The 14,985-nt window shown below is 41.3% G+C and carries 14 protein-coding genes, 1 tRNA gene and 1 pseudogene; 5 read left to right on the plus strand and 11 right to left on the minus strand.

Annotated elements, in window-relative coordinates; genetic code table 11:
• Window positions 1-54: 54 nt before the first annotated feature.
• Together aroC and prmB are read right to left on the minus strand one after the other, a co-directional pair.
• On the minus strand, window positions 55-1,143 hold the full coding sequence (gene aroC / locus FR932_RS12600; RefSeq protein ID WP_019439456.1) for a chorismate synthase: 1,089 nt from the start codon (window positions 1,141-1,143) through the stop codon (window positions 55-57).
• Between the two features lie 169 nt (window positions 1,144-1,312).
• Window positions 1,313-2,242, minus strand: a complete 930-nt coding sequence (gene prmB / locus FR932_RS12605; RefSeq protein WP_019439457.1) for a 50S ribosomal protein L3 N(5)-glutamine methyltransferase — start codon at window positions 2,240-2,242, stop codon at window positions 1,313-1,315.
• Window positions 2,243-2,317: 75 nt separating this feature from the next.
• On the opposite strand from prmB, the gene smrB reads away from it, so the two are divergent.
• Window positions 2,318-2,947, plus strand: coding sequence for an endonuclease SmrB (gene smrB, locus FR932_RS12610; protein ID WP_085983340.1), 630 nt, complete (start codon window positions 2,318-2,320; stop codon window positions 2,945-2,947).
• 37 nt (window positions 2,948-2,984) lie between these two features.
• Window positions 2,985-3,251 (plus strand): hypothetical protein, encoded by a 267-nt coding sequence (locus FR932_RS12615; protein ID WP_019439459.1) that lies wholly within the window; start codon window positions 2,985-2,987, stop codon window positions 3,249-3,251.
• A 96-nt stretch (window positions 3,252-3,347) separates the two neighbouring features.
• On the opposite strand, the gene FR932_RS12620 is transcribed toward FR932_RS12615, so the two are convergent.
• Both FR932_RS12620 and sixA read right to left on the minus strand, forming a co-directional pair.
• Complete coding sequence (locus tag FR932_RS12620; RefSeq protein ID WP_017222965.1) at window positions 3,348-3,545, minus strand: DUF1107 family protein; 198 nt, start codon at window positions 3,543-3,545, stop codon at window positions 3,348-3,350.
• Between the two features lie 158 nt (window positions 3,546-3,703).
• Window positions 3,704-4,171, minus strand: a complete 468-nt coding sequence (gene sixA, locus FR932_RS12625; RefSeq protein WP_019439460.1) for a phosphohistidine phosphatase SixA — start codon at window positions 4,169-4,171, stop codon at window positions 3,704-3,706.
• Window positions 4,172-4,535: 364 nt separating this feature from the next.
• Between sixA and FR932_RS12630 the strand changes: the two genes are divergently transcribed.
• Window positions 4,536-7,343, plus strand: coding sequence for an insulinase family protein (locus FR932_RS12630; protein ID WP_019628820.1), 2,808 nt, complete (start codon window positions 4,536-4,538; stop codon window positions 7,341-7,343).
• A 104-nt stretch (window positions 7,344-7,447) separates the two neighbouring features.
• Here FR932_RS12630 and FR932_RS12635 read toward each other — a convergent pair whose 3' ends face one another.
• The 6 genes and pseudogenes from FR932_RS12635 to traF form a co-directional block, all read right to left on the minus strand.
• Window positions 7,448-8,059, minus strand: a complete 612-nt coding sequence (locus tag FR932_RS12635) for a LysE family translocator (protein WP_019439463.1) — start codon at window positions 8,057-8,059, stop codon at window positions 7,448-7,450.
• Between the two features lie 68 nt (window positions 8,060-8,127).
• A complete protein-coding gene (locus FR932_RS12640; protein ID WP_019439464.1) occupies window positions 8,128-9,054 on the minus strand; it encodes a LysR family transcriptional regulator in 927 nt (308 codons plus the stop codon).
• Window positions 9,047-11,500 (minus strand): bifunctional acetate--CoA ligase family protein/GNAT family N-acetyltransferase, encoded by a 2,454-nt coding sequence (locus FR932_RS12645; protein ID WP_019439465.1) that lies wholly within the window; start codon window positions 11,498-11,500, stop codon window positions 9,047-9,049. The genes FR932_RS12640 and FR932_RS12645 overlap by 8 nt, the downstream gene beginning before the upstream one ends.
• A gap of 17 nt (window positions 11,501-11,517) precedes the next feature.
• Window positions 11,518-12,303: pseudogene (locus FR932_RS12650) on the minus strand (crotonase/enoyl-CoA hydratase family protein); the annotation flags it as partial.
• An 11-nt stretch (window positions 12,304-12,314) separates the two neighbouring features.
• Window positions 12,315-12,455: a pentapeptide repeat-containing protein gene (locus FR932_RS21910; RefSeq protein WP_420864472.1), complete on the minus strand. Its 141-nt coding sequence runs from the start codon at window positions 12,453-12,455 to the stop codon at window positions 12,315-12,317.
• Between the two features lie 132 nt (window positions 12,456-12,587).
• A complete protein-coding gene (traF, locus tag FR932_RS12655) occupies window positions 12,588-13,679 on the minus strand; it encodes a conjugal transfer protein TraF (protein ID WP_019439467.1) in 1,092 nt (363 codons plus the stop codon).
• A 290-nt stretch (window positions 13,680-13,969) separates the two neighbouring features.
• Between traF and FR932_RS12660 the strand changes: the two genes are divergently transcribed.
• Window positions 13,970-14,057, plus strand: a tRNA-Ser gene (locus tag FR932_RS12660).
• A 107-nt stretch (window positions 14,058-14,164) separates the two neighbouring features.
• Here the strand turns inward: FR932_RS12660 and FR932_RS12665 are convergent.
• Complete coding sequence (locus FR932_RS12665) at window positions 14,165-14,422, minus strand: hypothetical protein (RefSeq protein WP_240532319.1); 258 nt, start codon at window positions 14,420-14,422, stop codon at window positions 14,165-14,167.
• 147 nt (window positions 14,423-14,569) lie between these two features.
• Here FR932_RS12665 and FR932_RS12670 point away from each other — a divergent pair, with 147 nt between their 5' ends.
• A complete protein-coding gene (locus FR932_RS12670) occupies window positions 14,570-14,791 on the plus strand; it encodes a hypothetical protein (RefSeq protein WP_019439469.1) in 222 nt (73 codons plus the stop codon).
• Window positions 14,792-14,985: the final 194 nt, after the last annotated feature.

Genomic DNA, 14,985 nt, shown 5'->3' on the forward strand with positions numbered 1-14,985 from the left:
ATAATAATGTCTTTGCTCCTCCCCTTTGCTTTAAGGGGGAGCTGGGAGGGGGTCTTACATATTCGGTGTATCTGTTACCACATGTAGATTCTGCGCACGGTGTCTTAGCAAGTGGTCCATTAGCGTGATAGCAAGTTGTGCTTCAGCAATTGGCACTGCGCGGATACCAACGCATGGATCGTGACGACCTTTAGTAACCACTTCAATGGCGTTACCAAACTTATCAATTGATTTACCTGGAATAGTAATACTTGAAGTCGGTTTCATCGCAATGTGAGCAATAATGTCTTGGCCACTTGAAATACCACCTAACACGCCACCTGAATGATTAGAAAGGAAACCATCTTCTGGTGTCATCTCATCACGGTGTTCGCTACCAAGCTGTTCTACAACGCCAAAACCATCACCGATTTCAACACCTTTAACAGCGTTAATACTCATTAGTGAATGGGCAATTTCAGCATCTAAACGATCAAATACCGGTTCACCTAAACCAACAGGTACGCCTTGGGCAACAACCGTTACTTTAGCGCCCACTGAATCACCTGATTTTTTCAGACCACGCATGTATTCATCAAGCGCTTCTAATTTGCTTGGATCAGGAAAGAAGAACGGGTTTTCTTCAACTTGATCCCATTGCAGTGCTTCAGCTTTAATTGGACCCAGTTGTGATAAATAACCGCGAATAACAATACCGTGTTGTTCTTTTAGGTATTTCTTCGCAATTGCACCAGCCGCTACGCGCATTGCCGTTTCGCGAGCCGATGAACGACCGCCTCCACGGTAATCGCGATGACCAAATTTCTGATGATAAGTGTAATCAGCATGACCCGGACGGAAGGTATCTTTAATATTTGAATAATCTTGTGAACGTTGATCAGTATTTTTGATCATCAGGCCAATTGAACAACCTGTGGTTTTACCTTCAAAAATACCAGACAGGATCTGTACTTCATCAGCTTCACGGCGCTGAGTAGTATAGCGAGATGTGCCAGGCTTACGACGGTCAAGATCAAACTGTAGATCTTCTAGTGAAATTTCGAGTCCTGGAGGGCAGCCATCAATGATGCACCCAAGTGCTGGTCCATGGCTTTCTCCGAATGTGGAGATCTTAAATAATTGCCCAATACTATTCCCTGCCATAACAGCGTTTCCTTTATAAAATACTGACTAATACCCTTGAGAATACAAGACCTACGGCTTAGCGACAATAGCAAATCGTTAAAAAAAACAATAAAAAAACCTGTGCCCATCAAAGATGAACACAGGTTTATCGTGAGTTTTAACACTCAGAAATAGCGTGACTACCGAACTATTTAAATGGTGCGAACTCTGCCATTGAATCTTCGATCTGCTCTTTGCTGATCACGAAGATACCGTGGCCGCCATTTTGCATTTCTAACCATGTAAATGGTACTTCTGGGAATTTCTCTTGCATGTGTACCATGCTGTTACCGATCTCAACGAACAGTAAACCACCATCGTTTAGCATATCAGGTGCTTGAGCAATCATCTTCAGCGTAAGTTCAAGACCATCAAAGCCTGACTGTAAACCAATCTCAGGTTCATGTTTGAACTCTTCAGGTAGGTTATCAATATCTTCTTGATCAACATAAGGAGGGTTAGATACGATCATGTCGTAACGTAAACCAGTTAGGTTTGAGAACAAGTCAGATTGAATTGGCGTAACGTGATGCTCTACACCGTGATCTTGAATATTAATTTCGGCAACTTCAATCGCGCCGTGTTCAATATCAACAGCATCAATTTCTGAATCTGGGAATGCGTGAGATAATGCAATTGCGATACAACCACTGCCCGTACACATATCAAGTACGCGCATCGGTTCGTGTGTTAACCAAGGTTGGAAACCATTCATGATAAGTTCTGCAAACGGTGAACGAGGCACAAGAACGCGCTCATCCACGAAGAACTCTAAACCAGCAAACCAAGCTTTGTTAGTCAGGTAAGCTGCAGGAATACGTTCATTAACGCGGCGAACAATTAGCTCAACCAGTTTTTGGCGTTCTGATGTAAGCAGTTTCGCATGACGAATTTGCGGATCAATATCTAATGGCAGGTGTAACGTTGGTAAAATCAGCTGAACAGCTTCATCCCATGCGTTATCAGTACCGTGACCATAGAAAATATTCGCATCATTAAAGCGGCTAACTGCCCAACGGATGATATCTTGTATAGTAGTTAACTCTTTGACTGCTTCGTCAATAAAAATCCTGTCCACAATTGACTCCAATTTTGGTAAAATAACAAAATGTTTAATCAACTGGTTTCGCAGTTGAAATTAGGTACCCACATTATGTTTAATAAACAAATGAAAAAAAAGATGCTGCTGCAATTAGACACAGCCAAAGAACAGACCAAAGCAGCTGCGATGAAAGTATCACAAGCCACGCCTGAACCAGATGCACACGCTCTTTTCTCTGATAGTATGAAAGGTATAAAACCTTTGCAACAGGATAGCATACGCACACAAAAAATCAGGGCTAAAAAACCGAAAATACAACCAAATGATTCAATCAGACAAGAATCAGCGCAACGTGAACATTTTTTCTCCGATCAATTTCAACCGCATATTGCCGACGAAGGGCCTACCCGTTATATACGTGACGGCGTTTCTCCGTATGAATTAAAAAAATTACGTCGTGGTGATTACGAGCCAGAACTGATGTTGGATTTACATGGCCTAACACAAGAAGTGGCCAAGGTAGAAATATCCGCGTTAATCGCAGAGTGCCGTAAGCAACACATTCGCTGCTGCAATGTAATGCACGGTCATGGTAAAAACATTCTGAAACACCAATTGCCGATGTGGTTAGCACAACACCCAGATATCGAAGCTTTTCATCAAGCGACTAAAATGTGGGGTGGCAGTGCCGCTATCTCTATTCTCGTGGAATTGACGAACAAAGAAGACTTTTTAAGGTAGCCTATTTGTTAAGGTCGCGAGTTAAGGAAATAAGTTAATGATGGCAGATAAACAAGACCAGTGGTTTGCAGAACTCGAAAAAGAAAATAACGAACGTATGGCTGAACTTGAAGCAGCAATGCAGGAAGAAGATAGACTACACGTTATAAAATCAGCGAAGATACAGGTAAAGGCTGAAAAAGCGGCAGCGTTTCACGCCAAGCACCCAAAACTGAGCTTTTTAAAGCGTTACAATGTCATCATTATGATGCTGTTGAGTGTATGCGTTACGGCAGGATTTAATGCTGCGATGTTTCTTGAATGAAGCTAAGCCTATTTGCGCGTCCCGAAAATGGTCTGACACCAAAAAACAGGCACAAAAAAAGGTTAGTGGCGACACTAACCTTTCAAGCTCAGTCTGTTAAACCGCAAATCGTTTAATTTCACGATTCACTTCCGAGATACGCATTTTAACATTGTTACCTGCGTTGCTCGGCATGACTAACATACCTTGCTGAAACTCTAATAATCCCAAACCTGTGACATACAGAGTTCCACGAAAAAAACTTTTTACATATCTTGCGATACGTAACGAGTTAAACTGTTTAAAACTACGCATTTAGCACTCCTTTATACGCTTATATAGGTACCATCCAAGTACCCAAACAGAAGCGGCATAATATACTAACAATTGGGTAATGCAAAGGCTTTTAACACTGCATCATCCTTTGTATAAAGTGTAAGCACTAATCATAAAATAAATAAAAAATCAGTTAACTACTTTATACTCGCTGGTGTTTCTAACCACTTTAAATGACAATCATTTCCATTCATCTCTAAGCAAGCTATCGCTGATGTTGCGAATGCTGGCATATGCTTACCGGCTGTCATCGCTGAGGTTAAATAACTCACCACAGGTAAATGGGAAACCAGTAAGATTGTTTCATGATTATGTTGTGCGACTAACGCCTTAACATAATCAGCTATAAATTCGGCATCTCCATAAGGCGTAATGTCTTCACATACTTCGACCTTATTTACCGTGAAAAAGTTCCCGATAACATCCCAAGTTTGTGCAGCGCGAATATAAGGGCTGTGTAATACACAATCTAACGTCGGTTCAATCGCACTTAACCAATCAGCCATATCAGCAGATTGCTGGCGTCCTGTACCCGTTAATTCTCGTTCCGCATCGCTATTCGCATACAAACCTGCTTGGCCATGACGCATAATATAAATCTTCATATCACCACACTATATTATCAATTGGGTTATCTACTGAATAAGACTTAGATCTTAACACACCCCCAAAAAACGTTTGTATAGTAGCGCCACTTGATGACAAAAATATTAAAAACCTCGTCACGCTTATATTTTTCAACATTTCTTTTAAAAAGTTTTCAAAAAATAATTACTTACCGCGATTTTAGCGCCATACTGATTTATATTATATGTAACGGTATCGTCTATTTCGGTATCGTCTATTTCAGTATCTATATTAAGAAGCTTAAACCTCAGCATTCATTACTGCATTTGCGATTGGCTATACTTTGAAGTCGATCTGATTTTAATTCTCACACTAATGCAGTCATCACATGGAGCACTCGCCTTGATAACTAGCCCTAATGATTACAAACAATACCGCCACGTCACGCTCCCAAATGGTTTAGTCGTATTACTGATCCAAGATGAACATTGTAAAAAATCAGCCGCGTCTATGTCCGTTGCCGTCGGTCATTTTGATGATCCTCTGCAACATGAAGGACTCGCGCATTTACTCGAACATATGTTATTTCTGGGTACCGACAAATACCCTACCCCTGGGGAATACCAATCGTTTATTTCCATGCATGGTGGCAGCAACAACGCTTGGACGGGTACCGAATATACCAATTATTATTTTGACATTAACAACAACTATTTCCATAACGCACTGGATCGTTTCGCGCAATTTTTTATCGCGCCCAGCTTTAATGCCGACTTATTAGAGCGCGAACGCCATGCTGTTGATTCTGAATACAAGCTCAAGCTTAAAGATGATGTACGTCGCTTCTATCAAGCGCATAAAGAAACCGTTAACCCTACCCACCCCTTCAGTAAATTTTCAGTGGGTAACCTCACGACATTAGCAGACACCGCAGATTACACGCTACGTGAAGAGTTACTGCGTTTTTACCAGCAGCATTACTGTGCGTCTTTAATGAAGCTTGTGATCCAATCTGAACTGTCATTAGACAAGCAAGAGTACATGCTCAGAGAGATGTTTTCAGCAGTTCCAAATCGAGGCATCAATGCCGTGGCTTTAGCGACTCCGCTCTATACTGAAACACAGTTACAGCAGACCATTTGGGTTGAATCCCTGAGTGGCCACAAGAAATTATATATCTGTTTTCCCTTGGGTAATATCTTGCCATATTACCAAATCAAGCCATTAAGCTATATCAGTCAATTAATCGGTGATGAAACCGAAGGTAGCTTACTGTCATTACTAAAAAATAAAGGTTGGGTCACTGCACTATCGGCTGGTAGCGGTCAAACAGGCGCTAATTTCAAAGATTATAATGTCATCGTTGGCTTAACCAGTGAGGGATTTCAACACATTTCCGATATTGTTGAATGTTGTTTACAATATATCAAGCTGATCGCAGAACAAGGCCTGCAGGCTTGGCGTTATGACGAGAAGAAAAACTTCCTAGAACAAGCATTTCGCTATCAAGAAAAAATACCAGCAATTAAAAATGTTTCACACCTGTCGCAAAACCTACACATCTATCAGCCTGAACATGTCATTTACGGTGATTACATGATGACAGGCTTTGATATCGAAGCTTGTCGTTTCTTCTTACAGCAGCTCAATGCCAGCAATATGCGTTTAATGGTGTCAGCGCCAAATTTAGACACAGATAAAAAGGCAGCTTGGTATGACACCCCTTATCGTGTCGATGCATTTTCTGAAAGCCAAAAACAACACTGGGCTGATGTCGAATTGAATGAACACTTTGCACTACCGATTAAAAATCTGTTCATGAGTTCATCACTCGAGGCACTGGCACTGGATAAAGCTAACCTCACTGACAAACCGACCTTAATTGATAAAAGTAACGGTTTTAAAACTTGGTTTATGCAAGAGCATGAGTTCCACTTGCCAAAAGGCAATATCTTCATTTCCATTGACAGTGAATATGCCATCGCGAATGCCCATAACATTGCCATGACTCGCTTAGCGGTCGAACTATTAATGGAACAATTAAATAGCCTCACGTACCAAGCTGAAATTGCAGGTATTAATTACCATATTTATGCCCACCAAGGCGGCTTTACCTTACACCTTGCTGGTTTTGCTCAGAAACAGCTTGAGTTGCTAAAATTACTCATTGGTCATCGCCACTTACAAACTGTGGACAACGAGACGTTTACCAGTATTCGTAATCAATTACTGATCTCGTGGGAAAACCACAAACAAGCAAAACCGATCAACCGCTTATTTTCCGAATTAACTTCGGTACTACAACCTAATAATCCATCGAGTGAGCGCTTAGCTAAAGCCTTAACGAGTATTAAACAGGAGCAGTTACCTGAATATCTGGAAAAGGTATATCAAAACATCAGTGTTGAGGTACTTGTTCACGGTGACTGGCATAAGTCACAAGCCTTAGAAATAGGCCAATACGTCAAAGACAAACTGCACCCGATAAGCACACCAGGTAAAGAAACAATACGTAAACTGGTGGATATTCGTGATACCGGTTCTTTGGTGCATGAAGTAGCCGTGGAACATAACGATGCTGCGCTGATTGTCTATTACCAGGCACCGAAAATATCACCGAAAGAGTTAGCCTACTACAGCTTAGCCAATCATGTGATGTCATCGAAGTTCTTCTATGAATTGCGCACCCAGCAACAGCTCGGTTATGTCGTCGGTACAGGTAACATCCCACTTAACCGCCATGCAGGGTTGATGTTCTATGTGCAATCGCCGCATACCGCGCCAACCAAGTTACTCGATGCAATCAATGACTTTATTGATTTCTTCCCGTTCGGGATGATCTCGTTTACCGAACAACAATGGCAATCAAGCAAACAAGGCTTAATTTCAAAGCTACGTGAACCAGATAGCAATATAAACGGTAAAAGTAAGCGCCTGTGGCATTCAATCGGTATTAAAGATAGCAGCTTTGATAAGTCAGAGAGAATTGCTGAAGCGTTAGAAAAAATCGAGCGGGTCGACCTTATTCGCTTCATGGTGGAATTAAAGTCTCGCACCTCAGATCGCTTAATCATGGCAACAGCGCACCCAACACAGGCACCGGATGCAGACATAAATAGAGATGAAGAACATCCTGTAGACAAGTTTGAAGGTTCCTACATAACGGATGTAGAAACCTTCCAACAACAGAGTAATATCTTTGAGCTTTAAACGCTAAATGAAAAAAGGCGCTGTCGGTATCCTCCCACAGCGCCTTTCTTTTATCACTTTATCATTAACCTAGTTAGCGACTTAGCTATTCACTTATTAACTGCTTAGCTGCTTAGACCGATGAAGCCACCCAGCGTGATCAATAGACCACCTGTCGCTTTATTAATTTTGTCTTGATAGCGGTTCAACATTTGCTTTAGCGTACCGCGATTTAGCAAGATAATGAAACACGACCACAATACGGCTGTTTCTACAAAAATAGATAAGCTGATTAATAATTTATCTGATGTTGGTGTTTCAGGCGCGATAACTTGACTAAATGCAGCCACCATAAACATCAATATTTTAGGGTTTAACAAATTACACAACAAGCCATCTAAATACGCTTTCAATGGACGGTAATTTAACGTACCCGCATCCACTTCAATTTCGCTTTTACCAGCACGCAGTGATTTAATACCAATATAAATAAGGTAAGCAGCACCTAACCAACGTACAACATTAAACAACATTGGGTTGCTTGAAATCAATAATGAAATACCGAACAAACCTAACATCATGTGCACAGCGAGACCGCTAATAATGCCACCAACACAGTACCAAGCAGCACGTTTAGCATTGAGGCTACCGTATTTTAGAACTAACATCATGTCAGGCCCAGGGCTGAGCATACCAAAGAAGTTAATAATTAATAAAGACACTATAATTTCGTACATGAGGTTCACCATTCCATTGCGTTACAGTGATAATAGACCCCATATTGAAATGAATAAAATGACTTCTTTTACTCCTCTGTAGTCCCATTTGGAATATTGCTACTTAATTGAGCATGTAGTTCGTCGCGCAGCCATTTATGTGCCAGATCATGGTCAAAACGCGGGTGCCAGATGATTGCAGCCTGTAAGATCGGTAATTTAATCGGTAATTTTTTCCGTGTGAACTGCTCACCAATAATGAGTTTATCAGCTATCGAATTAGGAATGGTTAATAAATGGTCTGTTTTAGCAATAATACTAAAGGCCGAAGAATAAGATGGGATCCGTAATGCCACGTCTCTAAATAGCCCTTGTGCCGACAGCGCCACGTCAATATCACTGGATTTGTCTGCGCCCGAGGTAATAATACCGTGTGGATACTGAGTGTAATTAGACAGTGTTAACGGTACCTGCTCTAACGGATGGCCTTGACGCATAATACACACATAACTGTCTTGTTCTAGTGGTAAGTACGACAAGTGTTTATGTTCAGGGCGAATAATCGTCGCCCCTAAATCTATCTCGCCACGCTCCATCGCTGCCAAGGTAAACTTATCCCAATAGGTCAGGTTAAGTTTAATATTAGGGGCTTGTTGGTACAGGTGCGCCACCGCAACCGGCAGAATATAATCGGTCACATAGTCGGTTGAAGCGATCGTGAATTCACGTTGCGATTGCACAGGATCAAAGCCGCCCGTCACTAACAGACCATCAATGTTATTTAAGATCTGCGCTAGTACTGGTTTTAACTGTTTGGCTTTTTCAGTCAATTGACTTTTATTATCAATTTTGATCAGCAAGGGATCGGCAAATATCTCGCGTAATTTAGCCAAGTTTTTGCTCATTGCCGACTGGGTAATAAATTGCCGCTGTGCCGCCGCTGTGACTTGCTGTTCTTGCAACAAGTACTGCAAACTAAGTAATAAATTAAGGTTGATACGTTGTAAATTAATCATTTAGCTTTAATTTTAAATCTGCGTTGCCTTCACGATAATCCATTGTCACTTTAAAGCCACAATATTTTGCTAATTTAATCATGCCGGAATTGGTTGGCATAGTGAAACCCACCATGGTTTTTAGGCCTAATTGACGGCAAAATTCAATTATTTTCAACATCAGCGCTTTCCCTAAGCCCTGACCTTTCAAATCAGAACGCACTGAAATAGCGAATTCCGCTTCACCGCTATCCCAATCAAAAATAGCCCGTACAACACCTAAGGTTTCAGACTGTCCCATCGGATTCTTCGCACTGGCAATAAACGCCATCTCACGCTCGTAATCAATTTGCGTTAACATCGCCATTTCGAAATGACTGAACTTAGAACGGGCGCCAAAGTAACGTAAATAACGATCATCAGCGGTAAGTGAAGAATCAAAGACTTGATGCTGCGGTTCATCTTCATGACGAATCGGTCTTAGCAGTACCCCTTTACCATTTTTCATGGTGTAGATACTTTCCAGCTCTTTTGGATAAGGTAAGATGGCTAATTTTTGCTGTGAACGACGACCACGTAAACCAATTTTAACGTTTTCAGTTTTGATGTTATACGCTGTTCGACCTAATGCTAATGGCTCTAACAACAGCGATTTGATCATCGGGAAGTCAATAATCATTTGCGAAATTCGGGTTAATATTTCACACAAACCGTCCATGTTTAAACGCACTGATAAACTGCGTTCACGAATAATCCCTTGCTTGATCGTACCCACGACAAGATAACGAGACAACGCCATGTTTAACGGTGGCAGGGCTACGCCTGCATCTTGATCTATGTCCCAATCACCACCAGCTTCACCCAAACAAATAATCGGTCCAAACGCCGCATCATCAATCACTTCAATGCGGAACTTATTGATTTCATCGCGCGATAATGTCGTATCAGAGGTAATACCATAAGCGCTAAGCAGTAAGTTGATGCCCTTTTCATTCAGTTCTTTGACGCCCTTGCGCATCGCTTTATCAATCATCATTTTCGCGTCAGTCATCGCATCTGGATTTAAGTCTGCTAAAGTTTCAGGTGTTTGAATCAGTTGCTTTTGGTGACGTCTAAATTTAACGATGTAGTTAAACGCATTAACCGCGACTTCAGGCGTGCCATAAGATGGAATACCCGCTTTAATTAACGTCTGGCGGGCAATGCGACCACTCGTTTCACCCATCCATGAGGTGAATATAATCGGCCCTTTTTTATTGTTTTTAACTAACTGTGGGATCAACTTTTCAGCCGTCGCCTGGCATGACTCAGTGACTTGCGGCGCATGGATAATCAGTAACGCATCGTATTGTGCATCTTCAAGAACAATATCAATTACTTTACTGTAGGCCTGCGCATCAACACCGCCCAGAATATTGATCGGGTTCATTGCCGTGATTTTACCCGGAAATGCTTTTAACAATTTCTGTTCTGTTTCATAACTCAGTTCTGCTAACTTACAACCTGATTTGATAAGCACATCGATAGCCATATAGGCAGGCGAACCACCGTTGGAAATGATCAGCATTTTATCGCCACGTACAGAGCGTTTGATCGTGGCAACCGTTTTGATAGCCGACAATAATTCAAACGTATCATTTACGCGTAGCATACCCGAACGTTGAAATGCCGCAGTATAAGCTGTGTTATAAGAAACTTTGTTTCTGCGATCTTGTAATTGCTCGGTTGCCCCACCAATGTTTGAACTTGAACGTACCACCACAATTGGTTTTTTAAATGCCGCGGCTCTGGCTGCAGACATAAAGCGGCGTGTATCGATAATATTATCAACATACAAAGCTATCGATTTAGTAAAACGGTCACGGCTTAAATAATCGATTAAATCGGCAAAATTCACATCAATACGGGTACCAATGGAAATGAAGCAAGAGAAGCCCACACCACGAGTTTCGGCCCAATCGATCATCGAGGTAGCAAATGCCGCAGATTGAGAGATCACCGCAACATCACCGGCAGGTGGCGCGACGTGAGCGACACTGACATTTAATTTTAACCTTGGGTTTAATATCCCTAAGCTGCTTGGCCCTAATACACGGATATTATACTTTGCCGCAATTAAGCCCACCTTTTCCCAGATATCGGCATTGCCTTCATAGGGTTCATCACTAAATAAAATAACCGCTTTACAGCCAATCTCACCGAGTTCTTTGATTATTTTCGGTGCAAAGCGGATCGGCGTACAGATAGCGCCAAGATCGGGCGCTATCGGTAAATCACTTGGTTTCTCGTACGCTAAAATCCCACAGACATTATTAGCCTTTAATGATACCGGCATAATCGGACCATCGTACTGACTGGCTATTAAATTTTTAACGACCCAATAACCAATACTCTCGGTGCTATTTTTAGCACCAATAACGGCTATTGACGAAGGTTCTAATAATGCTTTTATATTCAATTGGGACATAGTTATAAGATCGCCTGTTAAATACTACGTTTTCTATAGGGTAATGATTTTTTGATAAAATTACGAGTTACTGCCGCAATTTGATTCCACTTTCCCATGACTTTTTTCTGTGTTTGCGTTTCTATTACAAGGGCCGCTTGCTCTGATGCCACCCAGGTCTCATTCAATAATGATTTAGCTGCGACAATGGCGTCTGGAGAACGTGTTTTAATACTATCAACAAAGGTCATAGCGGCCGCCATTGGATCGTCACAAACATGTGTCACTAATCCATATTTTTCCGCTTCAGAACCGCTAAATTTACGTCCTGTCATGGTGAGTTCTTTGGCAATATCAATACGGGTAAGTTCACGCATCGTCACCATACCGCTCATATCTGGGATTAATCCCCATTTAATTTCCATCACTGAAAATTCGCAATCTGCAGTGCTGTATCGAAAATCAGCGCCGAGTGCTATTTGTAATCCGCCACCAAAACACACACCGTGCGTCACCGCAATGACAGGTACTGGAATTTGACGCCACAGATAACCGACTTTTTGAGCCAGATTAGCGAGTTCGCCTTCTTCACGTTTTAATAGTTTGCCGGGATTGAGGGGATTTTTGATAATACTTTTAACATCAAGACCAGCGCAGAACACCTTACCATCACCGCGAACGATCACTGCTCGGATGGCTTTGTTATCAGCAAGTTCTGTCGCGGTATTATCTAATGCATGGAACATATCCATGTCGAGTGCATTATATTTAGCGCCTCGATTGAGGGTGACTATCGCCACTTCATCGATGATTTTCACGGTTACGCGTGGCTGCTTTACTGTAGGTTGCTTTGCTGTAGATTGCTTTGCTGTAGATTGCTTTGCTGTAGATTGCTTTGCTGTAGATTGATTTTTTGTAGTTTGATTCTTTGGCATCTCTTAACACTCCTTGTATTAGATTCAATAATAAACCATATAACAAGATAGTAGAGTAAAGAACCCCTTTAGTTCATGACATATCTCAAGCTTTCATACTCTTAGAGTAATTGCCCGAATTTTATTGAAATACCATACTTAGGTTCAACTATAGTGGCTACTATAAGTTTTACTTAAAACCACACCATAGTTTGTGCTGCAAGACCAAGTTTATTTTCACCACCATAGCTTGCACCAAGGTCAAGTTGGAAAACATTAAACGGCGATAAGCCTACGCCTGCAGTAAAGACTTGGCTTTTATTGCCTTGTAAATCGTGCATATAACCTGCACGAAATTGTATAGCTGACTCGAAACCTATTTCACCACCAATTTTCAGCATTTGAGAATCGTCAAAACTATCGCCAATCCCAGATAATGTATCCATATCTTCATAACGCTGTGTGGCATTTAAATCAACATCCATCGCAAGCGTGGCATAATCACTGCTCCAACTAATGCCTGTCGTTACGACGGGATGCAAGTTATAACTCGCACTCGATCCATTCATTGGTTTTAAATCGACTGATTGTGGTATTAAGTTTTTCACTGCCGCGCCAACACTTAAACCATACAACAATCCCACTTCCATACCTAAATCAAGGTTAAAACCTTTTTCGTCACTGCTTGCACCGTCTTTATATTTGTCAGGATCAAAATCATTCACAACTTCAGAATAATTATAAGTAGAAAAAACGTTATATTTCGGTGAAAAACCAAAATGCATGCCACCGTAACGAGTATCAAACTTGCGCGCAAACGTCATTCCGACTTCTAAAACTGAGATCGCGTATACGCTTACTTTAGAATTACTGTCATTGGCAACAACATCAGCAAATGCTAATGAATCGGCATAACCTTTAATAAAGACATTGGTGGAGTAATAACGTGTAGGTACGGATGCAACGAGGCCAAAGCCAGTTTCGTAATAAGCTTTATCACCAATTAGTTCTAATGGATCAGACGGTAGGTCATTAAATAAATCATCTTCATCATCAATTTGTAAACCGAGCACAGGAGCCAGTAAGCCAAAGTCATCACGTACGTCATGTTTTGCCGCCATTGCCGGGTTATGAAACGAAGCGGTGACATAATCTGCCGTCGTGACACCAACGCCACCCATTGCATATGAACGTGCATCAAACTCCGTCGCCAATAGTGAACAACTTGTAAATGCAATCCCTAGAGATAGAGGTAACAGTAATGCTTGGCGACGTTGAATGTTCATCAGCTCATGAATCCTTATGATATTTGAATCGCGATATATCTTTAATCGCACAAATTATAATATTTATATCGTCAGCTCTGCTGACAACTTTAGGCAATTCGTCTTGCCGCCTAAAATATACAAATAAACATGCGATTTATGTGCCAATTAGTCATGGTAGGAATAATATGTAATACGGTGTGTATGTTCAGTAATGCAGCAGTCAAACTGTAAATATGAGTTTTTTATTGACCTTTGCAGAGTGATTATCTAAAGTAGGAATCGTTATTATCAACATAACAATGTATTTAGGTGACGTGTCCGAGTGGCTGAAGGAGCACGCCTGGAAAGCGTGTAAAGGGCAACCTTTCGAGAGTTCGAATCTCTCCGTCACCGCCATTACTTCTATATAAATCAAGACGTTAAATTAAAACGTATTCAAGAAGTATGCATGAATGTATGCAATAAAATAACCTTTAGCACTTGTTGTTAGAGGTTTTTTTGGTCTATTTATACTCCTCACATTGAAGTACACGCTCGTGCACAACCACTGTATTCAAATCTGTTCTTAATGGCTCTATCTGCTGCAGGCTTAACAGCGCTGCTGTAATCGGAACATATGCCGCGTCACCTTTAACCTCTGACGTTCCGTAGATTATATCGACACCTGCGTTAATGACTTGCTGGTTAAATAACCCTGAGGAAACAGCTTGCCCAATAAAAGCCCATATGAGTGCAATAAGCCAGCCTATACCGAAGAACATTAAACTTACAACACCAAGTACAGTTATTGCAGCAGTATTATGCGCCCCCTCCACTTCAGTTAACTTACAGTTACTTACATTGCCTTACTTAAAGTTAAACCCATAAGAAGTATATTTTAGACTTCAACTAAGTAAGGAAACTAAATAATGAAAAAAGTATTGTCGTTATTGGCACTAACTTCATTTTTTACTGCCGCGGGCGGTTCTGTAAGTAATGATATAGTGATTGAGAACACGCTAAAAAAAGTAAAGGTGGCGCCAGAGATTGAAGAAACTGTCGATTTAGCAACGGATTCTATGGACTGGTATTTATTTTATGGGGGTAAAGCTTCACCGGAAGTAATGACTATATATCTGCACCTTATCTAATTAATGGTGCAGTTCATCGATGCGCAACACCAGCGACAGCGAGTGAGTGTACTGCCTCATATATTTCTCCGTATGATTTCAGTTATATCGATGAAAACGGTGAGCATGCATCTTCTTTCGAGAAAGTGAGCGCGGAGCAGACTACTCTTGGCCTTGCGCATTTTCTAAAAAGCGAAGGAGATGGTTTTGGCTTC

Origin of the sequence: Moritella marina ATCC 15381, assembly GCF_008931805.1 — a bacterium.
Lineage (GTDB): Bacteria > Pseudomonadota > Gammaproteobacteria > Enterobacterales > Moritellaceae > Moritella > Moritella marina.

Bases quoted from the DNA above. Each gene is read 5' to 3' on its own strand.
- FR932_RS12640 (WP_019439464.1), bottom strand. From the start codon at position 9,054: ATGATTAATTTACAACGTATCAACCTTAATTTATTACTTAGTTTGCAG.
- FR932_RS12645 (WP_019439465.1), bottom strand. From the start codon at position 11,500: ATGTCCCAATTGAATATAAAAGCATTATTAGAACCTTCGTCAATAGCC.
- aroC (WP_019439456.1), bottom strand. From the start codon at position 1,143: ATGGCAGGGAATAGTATTGGGCAATTATTTAAGATCTCCACATTCGGA.
- FR932_RS12620 (WP_017222965.1), bottom strand. From the start codon at position 3,545: ATGCGTAGTTTTAAACAGTTTAACTCGTTACGTATCGCAAGATATGTA.
- sixA (WP_019439460.1), bottom strand. From the start codon at position 4,171: ATGAAGATTTATATTATGCGTCATGGCCAAGCAGGTTTGTATGCGAAT.
- smrB (WP_085983340.1), top strand. From the start codon at position 2,318: ATGTTTAATAAACAAATGAAAAAAAAGATGCTGCTGCAATTAGACACA.
- traF (WP_019439467.1), bottom strand. From the start codon at position 13,679: ATGAACATTCAACGTCGCCAAGCATTACTGTTACCTCTATCTCTAGGG.
- FR932_RS12635 (WP_019439463.1), bottom strand. From the start codon at position 8,059: ATGTACGAAATTATAGTGTCTTTATTAATTATTAACTTCTTTGGTATG.
- FR932_RS12665 (WP_240532319.1), bottom strand. From the start codon at position 14,422: ATGTTCTTCGGTATAGGCTGGCTTATTGCACTCATATGGGCTTTTATT.
- FR932_RS12615 (WP_019439459.1), top strand. From the start codon at position 2,985: ATGATGGCAGATAAACAAGACCAGTGGTTTGCAGAACTCGAAAAAGAA.
- FR932_RS12670 (WP_019439469.1), top strand. From the start codon at position 14,570: ATGAAAAAAGTATTGTCGTTATTGGCACTAACTTCATTTTTTACTGCC.